This window comes from Geodermatophilus sp. SYSU D00696, assembly GCF_054050235.1.
In genome coordinates this window covers 195,540-216,289 of record NZ_JBJGYY010000001.1, presented here as the reverse complement: position 1 = coordinate 216,289, position 20,750 = coordinate 195,540, and the positions used below count along the sequence as shown (strand labels likewise).

The 20,750-nt window shown below is 73.8% G+C and carries 25 protein-coding genes; 13 read left to right on the top strand and 12 right to left on the bottom strand.

Translation table 11 applies throughout. The annotated features are described in order from the left end of the window. Positions 1 to 31 precede the first annotated feature (31 nt). From ACI79O_RS01035 to ACI79O_RS00990, 10 genes are all read left to right on the top strand, one after another. Positions 32 to 988 (top strand): aggregation-promoting factor C-terminal-like domain-containing protein, encoded by a 957-nt coding sequence (locus ACI79O_RS01035; protein ID WP_456913134.1) that lies wholly within the window; start codon positions 32 to 34, stop codon positions 986 to 988. Between the two features lie 54 nt (positions 989 to 1,042). Further along, a complete protein-coding gene (locus tag ACI79O_RS01030; RefSeq protein ID WP_456913133.1) occupies positions 1,043 to 1,669 on the top strand; it encodes a class I SAM-dependent methyltransferase in 627 nt (208 codons plus the stop codon). Between the two features lie 31 nt (positions 1,670 to 1,700). Then, on the top strand, positions 1,701 to 2,366 hold the full coding sequence (locus ACI79O_RS01025) for a TetR/AcrR family transcriptional regulator (protein ID WP_456886014.1): 666 nt from the start codon (positions 1,701 to 1,703) through the stop codon (positions 2,364 to 2,366). Positions 2,367 to 2,442: 76 nt separating this feature from the next. Next, a complete protein-coding gene (locus ACI79O_RS01020) occupies positions 2,443 to 3,951 on the top strand; it encodes a flavin-containing monooxygenase (RefSeq protein WP_456913132.1) in 1,509 nt (502 codons plus the stop codon). After that, the gene (locus tag ACI79O_RS01015) at positions 3,951 to 4,790 is read left to right on the top strand and encodes an SDR family NAD(P)-dependent oxidoreductase (protein ID WP_456886252.1); all 840 of its coding nucleotides are present in this window, start codon (positions 3,951 to 3,953) and stop codon (positions 4,788 to 4,790) included. The genes ACI79O_RS01020 and ACI79O_RS01015 overlap by 1 nt, the downstream gene beginning before the upstream one ends. A gap of 16 nt (positions 4,791 to 4,806) precedes the next feature. After that, positions 4,807 to 5,532, top strand: coding sequence for a DUF72 domain-containing protein (locus ACI79O_RS01010; protein WP_456913131.1), 726 nt, complete (start codon positions 4,807 to 4,809; stop codon positions 5,530 to 5,532). Between the two features lie 77 nt (positions 5,533 to 5,609). Beyond that, positions 5,610 to 5,996: a hypothetical protein gene (locus ACI79O_RS01005; protein WP_456913130.1), complete on the top strand. Its 387-nt coding sequence runs from the start codon at positions 5,610 to 5,612 to the stop codon at positions 5,994 to 5,996. A gap of 45 nt (positions 5,997 to 6,041) precedes the next feature. Beyond that, on the top strand, positions 6,042 to 7,493 hold the full coding sequence (argG, locus tag ACI79O_RS01000; RefSeq protein ID WP_456913129.1) for an argininosuccinate synthase: 1,452 nt from the start codon (positions 6,042 to 6,044) through the stop codon (positions 7,491 to 7,493). A gap of 263 nt (positions 7,494 to 7,756) precedes the next feature. Further along, on the top strand, positions 7,757 to 8,041 hold the full coding sequence (locus tag ACI79O_RS00995; RefSeq protein WP_456886004.1) for a hypothetical protein: 285 nt from the start codon (positions 7,757 to 7,759) through the stop codon (positions 8,039 to 8,041). Between the two features lie 1,127 nt (positions 8,042 to 9,168). After that, positions 9,169 to 9,411: a hypothetical protein gene (locus ACI79O_RS00990; protein ID WP_456913128.1), complete on the top strand. Its 243-nt coding sequence runs from the start codon at positions 9,169 to 9,171 to the stop codon at positions 9,409 to 9,411. A 227-nt stretch (positions 9,412 to 9,638) separates the two neighbouring features. On the opposite strand, the gene ACI79O_RS00985 is transcribed toward ACI79O_RS00990, so the two are convergent. The 4 genes from ACI79O_RS00985 to ACI79O_RS00970 all read right to left on the bottom strand — a co-directional run bounded on the left by ACI79O_RS00985 (position 9,639) and on the right by ACI79O_RS00970 (position 12,186). Further along, a complete protein-coding gene (locus ACI79O_RS00985) occupies positions 9,639 to 10,061 on the bottom strand; it encodes a hypothetical protein (protein ID WP_456886001.1) in 423 nt (140 codons plus the stop codon). Positions 10,062 to 10,304: 243 nt separating this feature from the next. Beyond that, the gene (locus ACI79O_RS00980) at positions 10,305 to 10,772 is read right to left on the bottom strand and encodes a hypothetical protein (protein WP_456885999.1); all 468 of its coding nucleotides are present in this window, start codon (positions 10,770 to 10,772) and stop codon (positions 10,305 to 10,307) included. 76 nt (positions 10,773 to 10,848) lie between these two features. Further along, positions 10,849 to 11,043 (bottom strand): hypothetical protein, encoded by a 195-nt coding sequence (locus ACI79O_RS00975; RefSeq protein ID WP_456885997.1) that lies wholly within the window; start codon positions 11,041 to 11,043, stop codon positions 10,849 to 10,851. A gap of 558 nt (positions 11,044 to 11,601) precedes the next feature. After that, positions 11,602 to 12,186: an ester cyclase gene (locus tag ACI79O_RS00970; protein WP_456885995.1), complete on the bottom strand. Its 585-nt coding sequence runs from the start codon at positions 12,184 to 12,186 to the stop codon at positions 11,602 to 11,604. 258 nt (positions 12,187 to 12,444) lie between these two features. On the opposite strand from ACI79O_RS00970, the gene ACI79O_RS00965 reads away from it, so the two are divergent. Continuing rightward, positions 12,445 to 12,759, top strand: coding sequence for a hypothetical protein (locus tag ACI79O_RS00965; protein WP_456885993.1), 315 nt, complete (start codon positions 12,445 to 12,447; stop codon positions 12,757 to 12,759). 298 nt (positions 12,760 to 13,057) lie between these two features. On the opposite strand, the gene ACI79O_RS00960 is transcribed toward ACI79O_RS00965, so the two are convergent. Further along, positions 13,058 to 13,753, bottom strand: a complete 696-nt coding sequence (locus ACI79O_RS00960) for a GPP34 family phosphoprotein (protein ID WP_456913127.1) — start codon at positions 13,751 to 13,753, stop codon at positions 13,058 to 13,060. Between the two features lie 126 nt (positions 13,754 to 13,879). Next, complete coding sequence (locus ACI79O_RS00955; RefSeq protein ID WP_456913126.1) at positions 13,880 to 14,320, bottom strand: VOC family protein; 441 nt, start codon at positions 14,318 to 14,320, stop codon at positions 13,880 to 13,882. Between the two features lie 134 nt (positions 14,321 to 14,454). Between ACI79O_RS00955 and ACI79O_RS00950 the strand changes: the two genes are divergently transcribed. After that, positions 14,455 to 15,075, top strand: coding sequence for a dihydrofolate reductase family protein (locus tag ACI79O_RS00950; protein WP_456913125.1), 621 nt, complete (start codon positions 14,455 to 14,457; stop codon positions 15,073 to 15,075). A 30-nt stretch (positions 15,076 to 15,105) separates the two neighbouring features. On the opposite strand, the gene ACI79O_RS00945 is transcribed toward ACI79O_RS00950, so the two are convergent. Further along, the gene (locus tag ACI79O_RS00945) at positions 15,106 to 15,468 is read right to left on the bottom strand and encodes a hypothetical protein (protein WP_456913124.1); all 363 of its coding nucleotides are present in this window, start codon (positions 15,466 to 15,468) and stop codon (positions 15,106 to 15,108) included. Next, positions 15,465 to 15,890: a VOC family protein gene (locus ACI79O_RS00940; protein WP_456913123.1), complete on the bottom strand. Its 426-nt coding sequence runs from the start codon at positions 15,888 to 15,890 to the stop codon at positions 15,465 to 15,467. The genes ACI79O_RS00945 and ACI79O_RS00940 overlap by 4 nt, the downstream gene beginning before the upstream one ends. 127 nt (positions 15,891 to 16,017) lie before the next feature. Between ACI79O_RS00940 and ACI79O_RS00935 the strand changes: the two genes are divergently transcribed. Next, positions 16,018 to 16,914: a pentapeptide repeat-containing protein gene (locus ACI79O_RS00935; protein ID WP_456913122.1), complete on the top strand. Its 897-nt coding sequence runs from the start codon at positions 16,018 to 16,020 to the stop codon at positions 16,912 to 16,914. Here the strand turns inward: ACI79O_RS00935 and ACI79O_RS00930 are convergent. Genes ACI79O_RS00930 through ACI79O_RS00915 form a run of 4 tightly spaced genes read right to left on the bottom strand, consistent with a single transcriptional unit; the run spans position 16,856 to position 20,719 of the window. Then, a complete protein-coding gene (locus tag ACI79O_RS00930; protein ID WP_456875719.1) occupies positions 16,856 to 17,293 on the bottom strand; it encodes a hypothetical protein in 438 nt (145 codons plus the stop codon). The genes ACI79O_RS00935 and ACI79O_RS00930 overlap by 59 nt on opposite strands. 38 nt (positions 17,294 to 17,331) lie before the next feature. Then, positions 17,332 to 17,748 (bottom strand): hypothetical protein, encoded by a 417-nt coding sequence (locus ACI79O_RS00925; protein ID WP_456875718.1) that lies wholly within the window; start codon positions 17,746 to 17,748, stop codon positions 17,332 to 17,334. 23 nt (positions 17,749 to 17,771) lie between these two features. Then, positions 17,772 to 19,181: a Re/Si-specific NAD(P)(+) transhydrogenase subunit beta gene (gene pntB, locus ACI79O_RS00920; RefSeq protein ID WP_456885979.1), complete on the bottom strand. Its 1,410-nt coding sequence runs from the start codon at positions 19,179 to 19,181 to the stop codon at positions 17,772 to 17,774. 2 nt (positions 19,182 to 19,183) lie between these two features. Then, positions 19,184 to 20,719: a Re/Si-specific NAD(P)(+) transhydrogenase subunit alpha gene (locus tag ACI79O_RS00915; protein WP_456913190.1), complete on the bottom strand. Its 1,536-nt coding sequence runs from the start codon at positions 20,717 to 20,719 to the stop codon at positions 19,184 to 19,186. Positions 20,720 to 20,750: the final 31 nt, after the last annotated feature.

Below are 20,750 nucleotides of genomic sequence, written 5' to 3'. Positions count from 1 at the left end.
GCGCGCCCTCTCCCTCGGAGCGCCCACCCGCATGTCCAGCCGTACCCGCCGCACCGCCGCCGACACCCCCGTCGCCGAGACCCCCGACACCCCTGACACCGACGCCCTCGAGACCGCCGTCCTCGAGGTGGACGACGAGACCCCCGCCCCCGGCCGCGCGCGCCGCGGTGGCCTGCTGGGCTCCCGCCGCCCGGCCCTGCTGCTCGGTACCGCCGCCGCCGGCGCGCTCCTGGTCGGGGTGCTCTCCGGCACCGGCCCCGCCGCCACCGGCGGTGCCGAGGCCGACACCGCCAGCGCCTCGGTGGGCGTGGCCGAGGCGCTCGGCCTCGCGGAGCAGGGCACCGACGGCGCCGTCGAGGACGGTGACCTCGCGCCGCTGGAGGAGCTCGCCGCCTCCCGCACCGAGCGCACCGCGATCGACGCCGCCGCCGTCCAGGCCCAGGCCGCGGCCGACCAGGCCGAGCGCGACCGCATCGCCGCCGAGGAGGCCGCCCGCATCGCCGCCGAGGAGGAGGCCGCGCGCGCCGCCGCCGAGGCGCAGGCCGCCGCCGAGGCCCAGGCTGCCGCCGAGGCCCAGGCTGCCGCCGAGGCCGAGGCCGCCGCCGCGGAGGCCGCTGCTGCCGCCGAGGCCGCCGAGGCCGCCGAGGCCCAGGCCGCCGAGTCCGCCGCGGCTCCGGCGCCGAGCAGCTCCAGCTCCGAGAGCCGCGGGTCCTTCAAGGACTACGCGCTCAGCCTCGTCGGCGCCGAGCAGTTCTCCTGCCTCGAGAAGCTCTGGGGCAAGGAGAGCAACTGGAACCCCAACGCGCAGAACCCGACCAGCACCGCCTACGGGATCGCGCAGTTCCTCGACTCCACCTGGGCCAGCACCGGCATCGCCAAGACCTCCGACGGCTACCGCCAGATCGACGCCGGCCTGATCTACATCAACGAGCGCTACGGCTCGCCCTGCGAGGCCTGGGCGCACTCGCAGGCCACCGGCTGGTACTGATCCACTAGTACTGATCCACAGGTGGCGCAGGGAGGGCCGGCCCGGACCAGGGTGGTGCCCGCGGGCTTCGTCCGCGCGCACACCCGGGTCCGCCGGCCCTCCCTCGTCCCCGAGGTCCGGCTGCACGTCGCCGACGACGTCGTCGCCCTGTGGGAGGCGATGGAGACCGCCGGCGGCGCCGGTGAGGAGCCGCCGTTCTGGGCCGCGGCCTGGCCCGGCGGGCAGGCCCTGGCCCGCGCCGTGCTCGACGGCGCCGTCCCGGTCGCCGGCCGTCGCGTCCTCGACCTCGGGTCGGGCAGCGGCCTGGTCGCCGTCGCGGCCGTCCTCGCCGGCGCCCGGCACGTGCTGGCCAGCGACGTCGACCCGTTCTCGCGGACCGCGGTCGGCGTCAACGCCGTCCTCAACGGCGTGCGCGGCATCAGCGTGATCGGCGACGTCCTGCACCGTGAGCCGCCCGACGTCGACGTCGTCCTGGCCGGGGACGTCTGCTACGACCGCGTGATGACCGGGCGGGTGCTGCCGTTCCTCGACCGGGCGCGGGCCCGCGGTGCCGAGGTGCTCGTCGGGGACCCCGGCCGCCCGTACCTGCCGCACGAGCGGCTCGAGCCGGTCACCGTGCTCGACGTCCCCGAGACCGAGGGCCCGGGCCTGCGCCGCACGACGGTGTGGCGACTGCCCTGAGCGCCCCGCGGTCGTGGGTAGGGTCGCCGCCGTGGCCGCACCGCTCCCCGTCGCCCCCGGCGGCGGCCGCGGGCGCCGGGCCCGCCGCCCCTCCGGCGACGACCGGGAGCGGGCCATCCTCACCACCGCCGAGGAGCTGCTCGGGCAGCGCCCGCTGGCCGACATCTCCGTCGACGACCTCGCGCGCGGGGCGGGCATCTCCCGGCCCACCTTCTACTTCTACTTCCCGTCCAAGGACGCCGTCGTCCTCGCGCTGCTCGACCGGGTGGTGGGGGAGGCGCGCGCGTCCCGCTCGGCGGCGCTGCGCCGGGCCGGTGACGACGTCCGCGCCGGCTGGCGGGGTGCGCTCGAGGCGGTCCGCGACACCTTCGCCGCGCACCACGCCCTCACCACCGCGGCAGCGTCGCTGTTCGCCACCAGCGCCGAGGCCCGCGCGCTGTGGTCGGAGGTCATGGAGCAGTTCGTCGCCGAGACCGCCGCGGCCATCGACGCCGAGCGGGCCCGCGGCGCCGCCCCACCCGGCCCGCCGGCCCGCGACCTCGCCGTGGCGCTCAACTGGATGAACGAGCGGGTCATCCACGTGACCGCCACCGGGCAGGCGCCGGCGCTGGACGAGGCCGACCTCGTCGACGTGCTGCTCACCGTGTGGCTGCGCGCCGTCTACGGCGGCGACGGGCCGGCAGCCGCACCCACCTGACCGACGCGTCGTCGACGTACTCGACACGGTGTCGAGTAGTGTCGCCCAGGTCACCCCGGCCCCGACAGGGAGAGTCATGACCGAGACCAGTCCCGTCCGCCACGTCGACGTGCTGATCGTCGGCGCGGGCCTGTCGGGCATCGGCGCGGCCTGCCACCTGCAGCGCGAGGTCCCCGGCAAGAGCTACGCCGTCCTCGAGGCCCGCGAGGCCATCGGCGGCACCTGGGACCTGTTCCGCTACCCGGGCGTGCGCTCGGACTCGGACATGTTCACCCTGGGCTACTCCTTCCGGCCGTGGACCGACCCGAAGGCCATCGCCGACGGGCCCTCGATCCGCCAGTACGTCCGCGACACCGCGCGCGAGTACGGCGTCGACGAGCACATCCGCTTCCGCACCCGGGTGCTCGCCGCGTCCTGGTCCACCGAGGACTCGCTGTGGACGGTCACCGCCGAGCGCACCGACACCGGCGGGACCGAGACGTGGACCTGCTCGTGGCTGTCGGTGTGCTCCGGCTACTACCGCTACGACCAGGGGTACCGGCCGGAGTTCTCCGGCGAGGAGCGCTTCCTCGGCCGGGTCGTGCACCCGCAGCACTGGCCCGAGGACCTCGACTGGGCCGGCAAGCGCGTCGTCGTCATCGGCAGCGGCGCCACCGCCGTCACCCTGGTGCCGAGCCTGGCCGCCGAGGCCGCGCACGTGACGATGCTGCAGCGCACCCCCACCTACGTCGTGAGCCTGCCCGGCCGCGACGCGCTCGCCGAGAAGCTGCGCCGCCGGCTGCCCGACCGCGTCGTCTACCCGGTGGTGCGGTGGAAGAACGTGCTGGTCTCCATGGCCTCCTTCCAGCTCAGCCGGCGCCGGCCCGAGCTGATGAAGCGCATCCTCGCGAAGGCGGCGGCCAAGGAGCTGCCCGAGACCGTCGACGTGGGCACCCACTTCAACCCGCCGTACGACCCGTGGGACCAGCGGCTGTGCGTCGTCCCCGACGGCGACCTGTTCCGCGCGCTGCGCGCCGGCAAGGCGTCGATCGTCACCGACCGGATCGCCGGCTTCGACGAGACCGGCATCGACCTGGAGTCGGGGGAGCACCTCGACGCCGACGTCGTCGTCACCGCCACCGGCCTGAACCTGCTGCCCATCGGCGGGATGCAGCTGAGCGTGGACGGCGAGGACGTCGACCTGTCGCGCACCGTGTCCTACAAGGGCTTCATGGTCTCCGGTGTGCCGAACTTCGCCATGACCATCGGCTACACCAACGCCTCCTGGACGCTGAAGGCCGACCTGGTCGCCCGCTACGTCTGCCGGCTGCTGGCCCACCTCGACCGCAACGGCTACGCCGCGGCCACCCCGCTGGCCCCGGCCGAGGGCGGAACCGCGCCGATCATCGGCCTGTCGGCCGGCTACGTGCAGCGCAGCATCGCCGCCCTGCCGAAGCAGGGCGCCCGGGCGCCGTGGAAGCTGTACCAGAACTACGTCCGCGACGTGCTGCTCATGCGCCGCGGGCCGGTCGAGGACGAGGGGATCCGGTTCACCCGCCCGGTCCGCGAGCCCGCCACGGCGGGCGTCGGCGGGGTGGCGGCGTGATGCGGCCCTACGGCTTCACCGGCACGGCCGTCGTCACCGGCGCGGCCAGCGGCATCGGCGCCGCGCTCGCGCCGGCGCTGGCCGCCCGCGGCAACGACCTGGTCCTGCTCGACCGCGACGCCGAGCGGCTCGACGGCGTGGCCGCGTCGCTGCGGGCGGCCCACCCCGCCCGGTCGATCGACACCGTCGTCGCCGACCTCGCCGACGCCGGCCAGCTGCGCGCGGCCGCCGAGGCGATCGTGGCCGGCCACCCCGGGACGACGCTGCTGGTCAACAACGCCGGCGTGGCGCTGGGCGGGCGCTTCGACCAGGTGACCCTCGAGGAGTTCGACTGGGTCCTGGACGTCAACTTCCGCGCCGCCGTCCGGCTCACCCACGCCCTGCTGCCGACGCTCAAGGCGCACCCCGGCTCGCACCTGGTCAACGTGTCGAGCATCTTCGGCATCATGGCCCCGGCCGGGCAGGCGGCGTACTCGTCGAGCAAGTTCGCCATCCGCGGCTTCACCGAGGTCCTGCGGCACGAGCTGGCCGAGGACGGCGTCGGCGTGACCAGCGTGCACCCCGGCGGCATCGCCACCCGCATCGCCGAGACCGCCCGGGTCGGCAGCGGCGTGGACCCCGCGGAGGCCGAGCAGGGCAAGCGCGACTTCGCGAAGTTCCTGCGCTACCCGGCCGACCGGGCCGCCGCCCGCATCGTCACGGCGATCGAGCGACGCCGTCCCCGGTTGCTCATCGGCGCCAGCGCCGCCGTCCCCGACGTCCTGGTGCGATTGGCGCCCGGCTCCTACGGCCGGCTCCTCGCCGGGGCGACCCGGCTGGCGGAGAAGCGCCGCGCCTGAGGGCGCGGGCCGGTCGATGGCGGTCCACGTCGGCACGTCGGGCTGGAGCTACGACCACTGGGACGGCGTCCTCTACCCGCCGGGGACGCCGCCCCGCGACCGGCTGGCCCACTACGTCGCCCGCTTCGGCACCGTCGAGCTCAACGCCAGCTTCTACCGCTGGCCGCGGAACGCGACGTTCGCCTCGTGGCGGCGGCGGCTGCCCGAGGGCTTCCAGCTCTCGGTCAAGGCGCCGCGCGGGCTGACGCACGCCAAGCGGCTGTTCGCGCCCGAGGCGTGGGTCGAGCGGATGACCGCGGCCTGGCACGAGCTCGGCCCGCGCCGGGCGGTGCTGCTGGTGCAGCTGCACCCGGCCGCCGCCCGCGACGACGCCCGGCTCGACTTCTTCCTGTCGCGGCTGCCGGACTGGATGCGGGTCGCCGTCGAGTTCCGCCACCCGAGCTGGCACGACGACGGGGTGTTCGCCCTGCTCGAGCGGCACGGCGCCGCCTACTGCGTGATGAGCGGTGCGGGCCTGCCGTGCGTGCTGCGGGCGACCGCGCCGTTCGTCTACGTGCGGCTGCACGGCCCAGACCTCGCGCACCTCTACGCCGGCTCCTACCCCGACGCCGACCTGCGCTGGTGGGCCGACCGGATCGGGGAGTGGGCGGGGCAGGGCCGCGACGTCTACGCGTACTTCAACAACGACGGCCACGGTCACGCCGTGCGCAACGCGGAGACGCTGCGGGCGTTCGTCGGCTGAGCGGCCCCGGCCTCCGGACGCCAGACTGGTCCGGGCCCCGCCGAACCCGCGGCGGGCCGGGCCGGGGGAGGCGGAGGGTGAGCGAGTCCGAGGACAGGTCCCGCGACAGCGGGCTGGTGGCGCGCTCGGTCGAGGAGTTCGTCGCCCAGCTGCGCGGCTTCACCGACCGGGCCACCCGGCTGGCCGCCGGCGCCGTCCCGGCCGGACTGTCGCTGCCGCGGCTGCCCTCGCCGCCCGGGGCGATGTCGGCCGCGCAGGTGCGGTCGATCGCCGCGTCGGTGAAGGCCCAACGACAGCTCATCGAGGGCCTGATCGGGCAGCTGCAGGCGTTCGACGAGCAGCTCGCCGTCTTCGAGCGGATCCTCGACCCGCTGGTCGAGTGGAGCTCGACCTGGGCCCGGCTGGAGGAGTCCTTCGCCGACGTCGTCCGCCGCTCGCCGGGGGACCGGGAGCCACCTGCCTGACCCCGGTCACTGCATGATCATGCGTGGTCGTGCATAATCTTCGACGTGTCCAAGGTGCTCACGTCCCTGCCCGTCGGTGAACGCGTCGGGATCGCCTTCTCCGGCGGTCTCGACACCTCCGTGGCGGTGGCCTGGATGCGCGACAAGGGCGCCGTGCCCTGCACCTACACCGCCGACATCGGCCAGTACGACGAGCCCGACATCGGCTCGGTGCCCGACCGGGCCGCCGCCTACGGCGCCGAGATCGCCCGGCTGGTCGACTGCCGGGCGGCGCTGGTCGAGGAGGGGCTGGCGGCGCTGACCTGCGGGGCCTTCCACATCCGCTCCGGCGGGCGCAGCTACTTCAACACCACGCCGCTGGGCCGCGCGGTCACCGGCACGCTGCTGGTCCGGGCCATGCTCGAGGACGGCGTCGGGATCTGGGGCGACGGCTCCACCTTCAAGGGCAACGACATCGAGCGCTTCTACCGCTACGGCCTGCTGGCCAACCCGGCGCTGCGCATCTACAAGCCGTGGCTGGACGCCGCGTTCGTCGAGGAGCTCGGCGGGCGGCGGGAGATGTCGGAGTGGCTGACCGCGCACGGGCTGCCCTACCGGGACACTGCCGAGAAGGCCTACTCCACCGATGCCAACATCTGGGGCGCCACCCACGAGGCCAAGCGCCTGGAGCACCTCGACGCCAGCATCGAGATCGTCGAGCCGATCATGGGCGTCCGGTTCTGGGACCCCTCGGTGGAGATCCCCACCGAGGACGTGACCGTCGGTTTCGCCCAGGGCCGGCCGGTGACGATCAACGGCAAGGAGTTCGACTCCGCCGTCGACCTGGTGCTCGAGGCCAACGCCATCGGCGGCCGGCACGGGCTGGGCATGTCCGACCAGATCGAGAACCGGGTGATCGAGGCCAAGAGCCGCGGCATCTACGAGGCGCCGGGCATGGCACTGCTGCACGCGGCCTACGAGCGGCTGGTCAACGCCGTGCACAACGAGGACACCCTCGCCGCCTACCACACCGAGGGCCGCAAGCTCGGCCGGCTGATGTACGAGGGCCGGTGGCTCGACCCCCAGGCGCTCATGCTCCGGGAGTCGCTGCAGCGGTGGGTGGGCATGGCGGTCACCGGCGAGGTGACCCTGCGGCTGCGGCGGGGCGAGGACTGGTCGGTGCTGGAGACCGCCGGGCCGGCGTTCAGCTACCACCCCGACCGGCTGTCGATGGAGCGCACCGAGGACCCGGCGTTCGGGCCCACCGACCGGATCGGCCAGCTGACCATGCGCAACCTCGACATCGCCGACTCGCGGGCCAAGCTCGAGCAGTACGCGGCGCTGGGCATGGTGGGCACCGGCCCCGAGCGGGTCGCGATCGGCGCCGCCCAGGCCGCCGCCACGGGTCTCATCGGCACGATGACCCGGGGCGGGGCCGAGGTCATCGCCGCACGCGGCGGCCCCGCCGGGGAGGACGAGCTGCTCGACCGCGCCGCCATGGAAGCGGGCAACGACTGAGCTTCCTGCGGAGCCCGTGCGCCACCCACGTCCCTGGGGGCGGCTTCACAGACAGGGGCAACCGGCGCTCGAACCCCTCCGGTGAAGCGGTGTTCACCGGCGAACTCTGACTCGGATCGAGCTCAGCCTGTACGGAGGCTCCAACCCCTCCGACAATGAGCCTCTCGGCGACTCGGCCGACGGAGATCGGACGGTCACGGCCTGGCCTCGTCCGACCTGACCGGGCTCGCCGCGAGGGATCGCCCGAGGAGGCTCCGATGCCCGTGCTAGCGATCTTCAGGGCCGAAGGTGACCCCGATGACCTGGTGGCCCGATATGACGCGACTCTCGCGGCCGCCACCGCCACTTCCGAGGTGCGCCCGGAAGTGCACGTCTGCGCACGCACCGACTCCGGCATCATGATCGTGGATGTGTGGGCGTCTCGAGAAGACGTGTTCCGATGCGTGATCGAGAACGAGGACTTCCAGGCGACATGGGACGCCGCGGGGTGGCCGAACGAGGCCCGGGAGGTCTACGAGATCCACAACCAGGGGTGGCCGGCCCGCTGACCCGCAGGCCGCCGGTGTCCGCTGGCAAGGCCCACGTGTCCCGTTGCCGAGCCGCGAGTTCGGTGTGCAGATCGGCAGCCTGAGACCGTCTCTGGGTGGGCCGTTACGGGACACCGGCGGAAGCCTCAGCATCGACGGGTCTGACCGGCAGGTGGGTCGTCACACGGGTTGGTGAACGGAGAGGTGCCGCCATGGCGCCGTACGTAGGTTCACGCCCATGAGCCAGAGGTCGGACGGCTCCCGTCGTAAGAAGCCGTGGTGGCTCTTTCCAGGGTCGCGTCGAGCGGCATGCGGCCTTGCAGGGCTCTGGCTGGCCATCTCCTCCTTCGCCTTGGCTCAACTGATCCTGACCGACAGCGTCGGAGTCCGGTGGGCCTCGGCGGCGCAACTCACCGCTGCCTTGGTGTTGGCAGGCTGCTACTTCCGGTCGGCTGGGCACAACGGCCCCAGAGAGGTCCGCCCGTCGACCAGTCGCTGGGGAGCAGGGCGACCCGATGAACGGTGGCGCTGACGAACAGCCTCGCCATTGGTCCTGAGTGGGCCGCTGAGGGACAGTGGACGTCCAGAAGGCGCGGCTGTTCGCGGCCTACTTCTTGCGCCGCTGCCGCCAGCCGAGCCAGCCAATCAGGACGAGCGCGACAACCGTCACGATGGTGGACCACAACTGTGGCTCCCCGGTGGTCCCTGCCATGATCACTTCGGCACTCTATGGCTTCGACCTTGTCCCCCGACTCCGTGTCCCGTCGCGTTGGGTGTCCCACGGTGGGCCGCTCAGGAACACAGGGCTGGGTGCGCGTGGACGCTTGACGTGACTCACATCCTCTGGTCGCCGTCCGCTGAAGCGTGTCGGCCCTGCCAGGGGATCAGGTGACGCGAACAGGAGCGCCTCGGGCTCGGCGTCTGTCACTCTCCAGCCCGTGACACCGACAGTCCCACCATCTTCACCCACAGGGCGGGCAGGGGCTGCCGCGCCGTGGCCGGTAGATCAGGCGCGACCAGGACTGGCCACTGCGGCGGCTGGCCTCGGGCTGGTGGCGGCCACAGTCACGACCCTCGTGGGTGGCGGCAGTCCCCTGATCAGCGACTCGTTGCTCGGCGGCTGGGTGGCGGTAGCTATGGTCCCGACTGTGGCCACATTGATCCTGGCGCATGGGCGCCTGCTCGCGCGTCAGGGCTGGGCCCTGATGGTCATCGGAGCCATTGGTGCTGTGGTCGTCTTGATGGTCGGCACCATGCTGGACGAGGAGTTGCGTGCCGATGGTGCGGGGGGAGTCGCCATCTGGCTGGCGCTCGCCGGGTCACCAGCAGTTGCGGCCGGCTCGCTGGCGGCGTCGCGGCGAGTGCGGCATTGGATCGCGAGCGCCCGCTAGCTCGATTGCGAGACACGGAGTGGGCCGCTCGAGGACACTGGTTGGCTCGCCGCGAAGGGTTCAGGGACACCTCGTTGCGGAGCAGTCCGGGACGGAGGTGCCGACCCGTCGCCCGAGCGAGCGCCGGCCGTCAGCCCTCGGCGAGCGTCGAGGCTCGTGCCAACGGGATCGGAAGCTGAGTAGCCGCCGGGGGTGGGCCGTCTTGGCCGCTGGATGATCGTGGGTGATCAGCGTCCGCGTCCGCGTCGGCGGCGGGCGCGGAGCCAGAGGGCCCGCAGGCTGGATCCGAGGCCAGCGGCGAGCGCGGTGCCGGCTGCCAATCCGCACGCGAGCATGACGGAGCCGACCGCGAACAGGCCGCTGTCGTCCTGCGATGCGGCATCCACGGTCCAGAGCAGCCAGAAGCCGAGCGAGACGCCCGCCGCTGCATGCAGGGAGGAAGTTCGGGCGGCCAGGACCGCCGTGACGATCCCCACGGTCAGCGCGCATCCGAGCACCTGCAGCGTCACGTACGGCGTCTGAACCGACTCTGTGACGACGTCATAGGACGCTGACCGATCCCAGCCCAGCCATGCGATCCAGCACAGTGCTCCGAGAACCGCTCCCAGGCCCACAACCGCACCGGGACGTGGGCGGCTCGGATCGCTCATGCGTTGATCATGTACGGCGCATTCAGCCAAAGGGCCAGCTCGGCCTTCCTTGGTCACCCGCACGTGGCGCCCCCTCACCAGTCGTCGACATCCTTGTCAGCCCCGGCACCGCCGCCTCGGAACCTGGGGTCCCACAGCGGGCCGCTCAGGGGCACGTGGCCGGGCGGACCCCGAGCGCGGCTCCAGGGACAGTCCCAGAACGACGCGACGATCGACAGCGGCAACGACCAGTACCGCGGTGAGTCAGCCGAGCGGAACGTCGACCTCCGCCTCCATCGGCCCGCCACACTCCTCGGTGCCGCCGACGCGCGTCCAGTCGAGTGCTGCATCGACCCGGGTCTGGTGCCCGTCCGGCTCGACCACGGTCACTGCCACGAAGTCGGGCGTGGCCATCGTCGACAGATTGGCCGTCGAGCCCACCAGCGCGCCGGTCACCTCGGGGCCCAGGTCCTCGCGGCCGAGTTGGACGGCCCCGCACGGGGATGAGCATCGGGCGACCACCGTGCGGCCTTCCGCCGCCGGCCAGTCGCCGGTCAACCGAACGACGAGGGTGCGGCCGTAGTCGACCGCCGGACAGACCTGCCCCGCATCTCCGTCCAGCGATCCGGTTCCGCACGCTGTCAGCGTTGGAACGAGTGCCGTCGCGCCCAGGGCGAGGATGAGCGAGCCCGTCCACGAGGTGGCGCGGTGCATGAACGCGGTCGGCCACACCTCGCGTCTCCGTCGCCCTTCATGCGCCACGACGTGATCATGCACTCGCCACCAAGGTGTGTCCCTGGATGGGCCGCTATGGGCGACGAGCGACCTCGCGCCTGAAGTAGATGCCCAGCCCGACCGACAGCATGACTGCACCTACGCCGGCAAGGAGCGCCGCCCACATCGGCGGCACGCGTCCCACGCTCTCGATGACCCCGATGATCAGGAGGGCCGACCCGAGGCCGACGAGCAGCACGACCCGCACGGACGGCGCCGGGTAGGTCACGCCTCTGCTCCTCATGGCTGCAGCCTCGCAGTGAACGAGGGTCTCAACATCTCGCGCACGGTCCTCAAGTGGCCGCTGGGGGACACGCCCGGTCAGTCCCGAGAGCCGTCGGCCTGCACGGGCAGGTCTGGCAGCAAGGGGCGGCGCGGTTCCCGGACACCTGCACCGCCCTGTCGGTCGCGCAGGCTCACACGGACCACGACCGCGCGTGATGACAACCGCTCGCCGGGCCTGGGCAACTGGCTCCGTCACGCACCAGGGCTGACCGTGGCCCCAGCAGGACGACACCGACTCCGCGTTCTCGATCGTGAGTTCGAGGCCCCGCTCCGAGCAACGTCGGGCAGCGTCGTCCGGGTGGAGGCCGACCAAGTCGGGGGCGAGCGAGGGGTCGGTCATGCGCGCATGATCCGTCAGCGATACGGCATCCGACAGCGGTGACGGTGTCCGTTGGCGGGCCGCTTGAGGACACGAGCCGGCTCGCTGCGAAGGAGGCCTGTCGGGCACGGATGTGGGCTCCGTTCGCCGGATGACGATCGACCCCGGGCCTCGCCGACAGCACTAGACGACCGAGCTCCCGGGAGAGTCGGCGGCCTGCTTCGCCGTGTCAGCGGCTTGCTGGGACACCCTGATCGCGGTCTCGACCGCGCGGCCGTGGGCGCCGGTGATCTGCCACCTCGCCATCCGGATCATCGCTGCGGGCGTGGGAGGCAGGTGCCCCAGCCGAGTCATCAGGCCGAGGTCGTCGCGCACCTCGATGTGCTCCGCGAACAAGCCGTCCTGCAGGCGGAAGACATGACAGTGCCGGGCGGCGAACTCGCGTCCAGTGGGCGGGAATGCCACAGGCCGGCCACCCGGAGGGAACACGACGAGGGGCCCGTGCTGCCGTCCTCGCATCCAGACGTGGGCCATGATCCGCTCGCGCTCCGCGGCGGTCTCGATGATCTCGAAGCGGAGATCGGCGAAGGCGAGACGCAACCAGGCGCTGGTGGCCATGAGGCCGGGCAAGCCGGGTAGGGAGCAGGCAGGAGGCTCCTCCGCGGCCGTGTGATCGACATGGGTCGGGTGCAGCGAGCGTCCCGCCAGGTCGCTGTCTCCAGTGGCTACTCCGGTGAAGTGCTCGAGCACGCGCTGGCCTGCGTCCATCCCGGCCCTCCCTCGGCCGACCGGCCAGTCGTACTGGTCACCCACTCCTGGGCCAACGCCGTGAGGCATGCAGCGGTGGAGCGTGCGGTGGACGGGCGGCGCTCCGTCACTCCTCGCAGGCGGCCTGGGGGAATCGCCACATCGGCGCGGCTGTCCGCGCGTCAGGACGCGGCAGAGGGCGGATCTGACACCATCCGATCGATGCGCGGGCGACGGTCCTCCTGGACGGAGCTCACGCGGCGCGCTACCCGGCTCGGTGTGGTCACCACCCTTGCGCTGTGTGCCTTCGGGCTACTGCAGACCTTCGCCGGGACGGACGCCGGGGAGACCTGCACGCTCGTCGAGCAGGAGCGCTTCGGCGTCGAGTACTGGGCCGCCCACCGCAGCGGTCTCCTGCCGCCCTACAGGGCGCCGTGCAACGCCGACCACGACCTCGTTCCCGGGTGGGTCAACCCGGCGATCGCAGCGGGGGCGACGCTGTCCGCGGTCTGCGGCGCCGCTCCTGGCACCAGCAGGAGGATCGACCGCCGCCGGTCGGTCACCGGTCACCGGGCGGCCGGGGATCCGCTGTAGCCCGACCGCACGTCCTCGAGTCCGGAGGTCGTATCGAGAGCCATCGCTCCTCCGCCACCGCCGACAGCATCACCCGGGGAAGACCCACGGCGCGTTCCCGAACGGGGCGCCCGTGCGCCTCCCGCACCGCCGGCAGACCTTGTCGTCCGGACCCGAGGGTCCCTCGCCGTCCGGGTGTCGCTGGACGTAGGAGTGCAACCCGAACCGGCACCGCAGTGGCTTCCGAGTCATGAGCCGACGCTAGGAGTCGCCGATCCCGCCGGAAAGGGGAGTACGGCCCTGCGCGCCCGTGCCACGTCTACCCCGGGGTGTGCAGGTCGCGGCGCGTCGCCCTGGCGACGATCGCGTGGTGGCTGCGTGCGCTCTCGAGGTCGTCCACCGCCACCTGGACCACCCACGCAGCACTGCCGCAGGCCTCGACGAGGTGCTCGTCGGCGGGACGGAACTCGCCGGCGAGCAGGCCCGCCACCGCCGCGAGGACGGCGGTGGCCGCCCAACCGGCGTCGACGCCGACTCCGCCGGGAGCGATGTCGGCCACCACGGGCATCAACTCGGCTCGCGACAGCCGCGGCGACGCCGCCCGATAGCGCGTGCCCCATCGGAGCAGGCGCGGCGTCTGCGGTATCCAGAGCCCACGGGCGACCAGATCCGCCGCCAGCTGATCGAGACCCACCGCGCCGTCGTCGACGACCTCACTCAGCGTCCGCGGTGGAGGGCCCACCAACTCCTGCGCCAGCGCCTCGGCCGGCGACGACAGCGGAGCTCCCGGGCCTGGCAGCAGCTCGATGTGGTCCTCACCCTCGATCAGCCGGCCCGCCAGCGCGAGATCGACGAGCAGCCCCGCCCGCACTGCGCGGACCGCCCACCGTGACTCGGTCAGCCGACCATCGCGCTGGAGGCACAGCAGCGCGAGCCGCGGACCGACGCCCTCGCCGTCCAGCGAGGCCAGGGGCTCCGCGGTGCCCTGAGCTCTCGCTTCTCCTCCGGCCGCCATGCCCGATCCCTTCGACGCAGCTCACGTGCACGCCCGACGAGACGATGCCGTGCGGGACGTCGCAGGGCCACCGCCGGGCCGCTGCGGGACACCGACGCCGAGGCGACAGAGGGGGTACAGCCGGGCTCAGTCGAGCTGCTCGGCCAGCGCGACGATGATCCCCGCGGGGCCGCGGACGTAGCAGAGCCGGTGGCTGTCCTCGTACTGCGCCACCTCTCCGATGAGCTGCGCGCCGTGGGCTCGCAGGCCGGCGAGAGTGGCGTCGAGGTCGTCGACGGCGAACATGATGCTGCGCAGGCCCAGCGTGTTCCCCAGGGCGTTCTCCGGCTGCGGGCTGACCACCTCCGGGCTGTGGAACCTCGTCAGCTCGAGCCGGCCGTGGCCGTCCGGGGTCCGCATCATCGCGATGTCGACCCGGATGCCGTCGAGCGCGTTCACGCGGTCCGCCCACGGTCCCTCGATCGGCGCCTCGCCCTCCAGCTCCATGCCGAGCGCGGCGAAGAACGCCTTGGCCGCCTCGAGGTCGTCGACGACGACGCTGACGTGGTCCATCCGCTGGATCGTCACGGTGGTTCACCCTCTCCGTCGCGCGGCCTGTCGTGGCCACTCTCGTCCCCGGGACGGAGCCGACGCCCCGTCCTCGACAACCCGGACGAGGCACCCCGGAGATGAGTCCCGGGCCGTCGGGCGGTCACCACGGCATGGCCACCGTCATCTCGCACATGTCGATGTCCCTCGACGGCTTCGTCGCCGGCCCCGACCAGTCCGAGGAGCACCCGCTGGGGATCGGGGGTCTGGCCCTGCACCAGTGGCACATCGGCCGGCTGCACCCGGCGGACGTCCCCTGGCAGGAGCGGCTCCTCGACCGCGGCGACGCGTACGTCATGGGACGCAACATGTTCGGTCCGGTGCGCGGCCCCTGGCAGGGCGACTGGCGGGGCTGGTGGGGGAGCGAGCCGCCGTACCACGCCCCGGTGTTCGTGCTGACCCACCACGAGCGGGAGCCGCTCGAGATGGCGGGCGGCACGACCTTCTTCTTCGTCACCGGCGGGTTCGACGCCGCCTTGAGGCAGGCGAGCGACGCCGCCGGCGACGGCGTGGTCGACGTCGTCGGCGGCGCCTCCACCGTGCGCCAGGCGCTGGCGTCCGGCGCACTCGACGAGCTGGTGGTCGACCTCGTCCCGGCGGTGCTCGGGCGGGGCGAGCCGATCTTCACCGACCTCACCGGTGTCGACCTCACCCCGGTCGAGGTCGACACCTCGCCGCTCGCCACCCACATCCGCTACCGGGTCGAGCGCCCGGCTCACCGACGGACGGCGTAGCGCTGCACTCCCGATCGGAGGACGGGGCGGTCAGCTCCGCGCCAGACGTCCGGCGTGCTCCTGTTCCTCCGGTCGCACCTCCGACGCCCAGGAGCGGACGAGCCGCCACGCCACGGCCCCGCCCTCCGGCGTCGCCCCCGTGCCCGCGGCCAGGGCGTCGTCGATCGCGGCCCGCACCCGCGGTGCGTCGTCGACCTCGGCCGCGAAGAGCACCCGCAGCCGGACCTCGTCGCCTGCCCGCTCGACGCGGGTGTGGTGCGGGGCGAGCGGGCACGGCGGCTCGTGCTCCCAGCTGCCGCACAGCGCCACCGTGATCGCGCCCCCCGGGGCACGGTCGTCGGCGCCGGGCTCCATCGACAGCAGTGCCTCGTGCGCGAACCGCTCCCTGGTCACTCGCCCACCGTGGCAGGCCCTGGCCGTACCTGGCCGGGCGGGCGCACGTCCACCCGCAGCGGGTGGTCGGCCGGGACCTCGACCAGCACGATCGCCACGCCGTCGGGGTCGGTGACCGTCGCCTCCAGCAGCCCCCACGGCCGGCGCCCGGGCTCGTCGACGACGGGGACGCCGGCCCGCGCGAGCCGGTCGACCTCGGCGGCGAGGTCGCGCACCTGCACCCACAGCGCCAGGCCGCGCGGCCGCTCGTCGGCCCGGCCGGAGACCTCGAGCAGGCCGTTGCCGAGGAAGAACACCAGGCCGCGGTGCTCGGGCGGGCCGAACTCGCGGTACACGGCCAGCCCCAGGACGTCGCGGTAGAAGGCCTGCGACCGGGCGGCGTCGGTGGGCCGCAGGAGCACGCGGCTGCTGAGCACGTCCACGCCGCCATCCTGGCCCGGCCCCCGCGTCGAGATCACGTGATCTCGACGCCTCAGGGCCGCCGGAGCGTCGAGATCGCGTGATCTCGGCGGGGACGGGGCAGGCAGCCGCGCCGCATACCCTCGAGCGGTGACCCCTCCCGCCTCCCCGGCGGCGGCGCCCGTCGACCGGCGGCGGGAGCTGCGCGCCGACTGCTCCGCCTGCGCGGGGCTGTGCTGCGTCCTGCCCGCGTTCGCCGCCTCGGCCGACTTCGCGATCGACAAGCCCGCCGGCCGGCCGTGCGTCCACCTCACCGCGGACGCCCGCTGCGGCATCCACGCCGACCTGCGGCAGCGCGGCTTCCCCGGCTGCACGGTCTTCGACTGCTTCGGCGCCGGGCAGCGGCTGGTGCGGGCCGCCGGCGTCGAGCGGCCGGCCGCCGACCCGGGCGTGGCCGCGGCCTTCCCCGTCCTGCGGCAGCTGCACGAGCTGCTCTGGTACCTCGCCGAGGCCGCCGACCGGCCGCTGCCCGCGCCGCTGCGCGCCGACGTCGCCGCGCTCACCGGGCGCACCGAGCGGCTGGCCGCCGGGGGGCCTGCGGAGCTGGCCGGCGTCGACGCCGCCGCGCTCCGCGCCGAGGCCGGCGAGCTGCTCGGCCGGGTCAGCGCCGCGGTCCGCCCCGGCGGCCGGGACCGGCGCGGTGCCGACCTGGTGGGCGCCGACCTGCGCCGCACCGACCTGCGCGGCACCAGCCTGCGCAGCGCCTACCTGATCGGCGCCGACCTGCGGGGCGCCGACCTCACCGCCGTCGACCTGCTCGGCGCGGACCTGCGCGCGGCCGACCTGCGCGGCGCCGACCTCTCCGGCGCGCTGTTCCTCACCCGCCCGCAGGTGGCCGCGGCGCGCGGCGACGGCGCCACCCGCCTGCCGGCCGCGCTGGAGCGCCCCGCGCACTGGCCGGCCAGGGCCGCCACGGCGACCGCACCGGTCACGGCACGGCGTCCCCGTCGTCGTCGGGGCGGCCGCGGCGGCGCAGCAGGCCGGTGACGCCGGCGACCCGCGACTGCGCCTGACGGATCGTCGAGATCATCGGCATGAGGTCCTCGTCGATGGTGCGGATGATGTCCGGCACGGCGTCGACCGCGGGGTCGTCGAGCACCCGGCCCACCCGCTCCAGCCCCGGCCGCAGCGCCCGCACCGGCTCCTCGAGCTCGCCGACCAGGTCCTCCAGCCGTTCCGCGGTCCGCTGCGCCGAGGAGATCGCCGACGTCGCCGTCGCGGTGGCGGCGATGAGGTCCCGGACGGCGGCGTTGAGGTCGGTCAGCGTGCGCGGCAGCTGGGCCAGCGCCTCGGTCTGCGCCTGGAGCGTGGTCAGCAGCTCCGTGAGGCCGGGGATCTTCGGCATGCCGAGGCGGAAGGGGTCCACAGCGGCAACCGTCGCGCCCCCGGCGACCGCGCCGCAACTCAGCCCGGCAGGACCTCGCGCCAGCGCCGGCCGGCGGCCCGCCCGTCGCGGACGTCGGCCAGCCCCCGCAGGGCGTGCAGGTCGGCGAGCACGTGCGGCGGCAGCGTGCCGGTGAGCACCCCGACCGTGCCGACCGAGGACGCCAGCATCCCCGGGTTCGGCGCCGGCATGCCGTTGGGCCGGACGAAGGTGACCTTGAAGCGCTGCCCGGCCGCGGTGAGCTTCAGCCCGCCGCCGAACCACCACCACGGCCAGCTCACGTCCGTGACCGCGCCCAGCGGCACGTCGAACACGGGGGTGTCGCTGACGAAGGCCAGCCCGCGCCCGTCGGTGGCCAGGAAGCCGGGGACGTTGCGCAGGCCGCCGATCAGCCAGGCCGGGCTGACCAGCACGCCGGCGGTGGGGGTCGTGCTCACGGTGCTCCTCTCGGGAGGGGCCCTCACAGGGCCCGCAGGATGTCCTCGACGCGCTCCCGCGCGTCGCCGAACAGCATGCGGGTGTTCTCGCGGAAGAAAAGGGGGTTCTGCACGCCGGCGTACCCGGTGCTCATCGACCGCTTGAACACCACCACGTGCTCGGCCTCCCACACGTGCAGCACGGGCATGCCGGCGATCGGGCTGGCCGGGTCCTCGGCGGCGGCCGGGTTGACCGTGTCGTTGGCGCCGATGACCAGGACGACGTCGGTCTTGGCGAGGTCGTCGTTGATCTCGTCCATCTCCAGGACGACGTCGTAGGGCACCCGGGCCTCGGCCAGGAGCACGTTCATGTGCCCGGGCAGCCGCCCCGCGACCGGGTGGATGCCGAACCGGACCTCGACGCCCTTGTCGGTGAGCGTGCGGGTCAGCTCGGCGACGGCGTTCTGCGCGTGCGCCACCGCCATGCCGTAGCCCGGCGTGATGACGACGCTGCCGGCGTCGCGGAGCAGCTCGGCGACCTCCTCGGCGGTCACCTCGGTGTGCTCGCCCTCGACGTCGCCGGAGGCCGCGGTGGCGCCCTCGTTGCCGAAGCCGCCGGCGATGACCGACAGGAAGGAGCGGTTCATCGCCTGGCACATGATGTAGCTGAGGTAGGCACCGGAGGAGCCGACCAGCGCACCGGTGATGATCAGCAGGTCGTTGTCGAGCAGGAAGCCCGAGGCGGCGGCCGCCCAGCCCGAGTAGCTGTTGAGCATCGAGACGACGACCGGCATGTCGCCGCCGCCGATCGAGGCGACCAGGTGCCAGCCCAGCGCCAGCGCCAGCACGGTCAGCGCCGCCAGGACGCCCAGCCCCGGTGAGACGACGAAGACGACGGTCAGGACGGCGAACGCGGCGAGGGCGCCGACGTTGAGCGCGTTCTTGCCCGGCAGCACCAGCGGGTTGCTGCGGATGCGTCCCGACAGCTTGAGGTAGGCGACGACCGAGCCGGTGAACGTGACCGCGCCGATGAACACCCCGATCGCCACCTCGGCGGAGTGGATGCCCACGGGCAGGTCCAGCACCTCGGCCTGGCCGGCGGGCGCGCCCTCCACCGACAGGTAGCCGTTCCAGCCCACCAGCACCGCGGCCAGGCCGACGAAGCTGTGCAGCAGCGCGATGAGCTCGGGCATGCCGGTCATCTCGACGATCCGGGCCCGCCAGATGCCGATCGCGGCGCCGAGCACCATGGCCACGGCGATCAGGCCGATCGACAGCGCGTCGCCGTCGCGGGCGGCCAGCCCGATGGTGGCGACCAGCGCGATCGCCATGCCGGCGATGCCGTAGGCGTTGCCCGCCTTGGCGGTCTCGTGCCGGGACAGGCCGGCCAGGCTGAGCACGAACAGCAGGCCGGCGACGATGTAGGCCGCCGACGCGGCGGTGGTGGCGGTCATGGTCAGGCCCTCCGGAACATGCCGAGCATGCGGCGGGTCACGGCGAAGCCGCCGAAGACGTTGATGCTGGCCAGCAGCACGGCGAGGAAGGCGAGGACGGTCACCACCGTGCTGACGTGCCCGAGCTGCAGCAGCGCGCCGACCACGATGATCCCCGAGATCGCGTTGGTGACGCTCATCAGCGGGGTGTGCAGCGCGTGGTGCACGTGCCCGATCACGTAGAAGCCCACGACCACGGCGAGGGCGAACACGGTCAGGTTGCCGATGAGCTCGTCGGGGGAGAAGGCGGCGAGCAGGAAGAGCAGCGCGCCGGCCAGGCCGACCAGCGCCGCCCGCCGCTGCGGGGCGGGGGTCGTCGCGGCCGGTGGGGGCAGCGGCGCGGGTGGCGGCGCGGCGGCCGGTGCCGGGGCTGCCGACACCTGCACCGGGGGCGGTGGCCACAGCCTCTCGCCGGCCCGCGCCACGGTCATGCCCCGCACGACGACGTCGTCGAGGTCGAGCACCAGCCGCCCGTCCTTGCCGGGAGTGAGCAGCGTCAGCAGGTTGACCAGGTTGGTGGCGAACAGCTGCGAGGCCTGGGCCGGCAGCCGGGCGGGCAGGTCGGTGTAGCCGATGATCGTCACGCCGTTCGGGGTCACCACCACCTCGTCGGGCACCGAGCCCGCCACGTTGCCGCCCTGCGCGGCGGCCATGTCGACGACCACCGAGCCCGGCTTCATGCTCGCCACCATGTCCTCGGTGAGCAGCCGGGGCGCCGGCCGGCCGGGGATGAGCGCGGTGGTGATGACGACGTCGACCTCGCGGGCCTGCTCGGCGTACATGACGGCGGCGCGCGCGTCGAAGTCCTCGGAGGTGACCGAGGCGTAGCCGGTGCCGCCGGCGGCCGCCTGCTCGCCCTCGTCGGCGGGCACGCCCACGTACTCGCCGCCGAGGGAGCGCACCTGCTCGGCGACCTCCGGGCGGACGTCGGTGGCGCGCACGATCGCGCCGAGGCTGCTGGCCGTGCCGATCGCGGCCAGCCCCGCGACGCCGGCGCCGGCGACGAACACCGTGGCCGGGGGCACCTTGCCCGCGGCGGTGACCTGGCCGGTGAAGAACCGGCCGAAGGCGTGCGCGGCCTCGACGACGGCGCGGTAGCCGGCGATGTTGGCCATCGACGACAGCACGTCCAGCGACTGCGCCCGCGAGATGCGGGGGACGGCGTCCATCGCCAGGGCGGTGACGCCGCGGGCGACCAGCGCGTCGAGCAGGTCCGGCGACAGCGCCGGCGCGAGCAGGCTGACCAGCACGGCGTCCGGGCGCAGCAGCGCCACCTGCTCGGGGGTGGGGGCGTTGACGTGCAGGACGACGTCGGCGGCCCACGCGTCGGCGGCCGGCCCGATCCGCGCGCCCGCGGCGACGTAGGCCTCGTCGGGGAAGGACGCCGCCGCCCCGGCACCGGCCTCGACGAGGACCTCGTGGCCCAGCGCGCACAGCCGCCCGACGCTCACCGGCGTCGCGGCCACCCGCGTCTCGTTCCGTCGGGTCTCTGCCGGCACACCGATCAGCACGCGCACTCCATCGACAGCT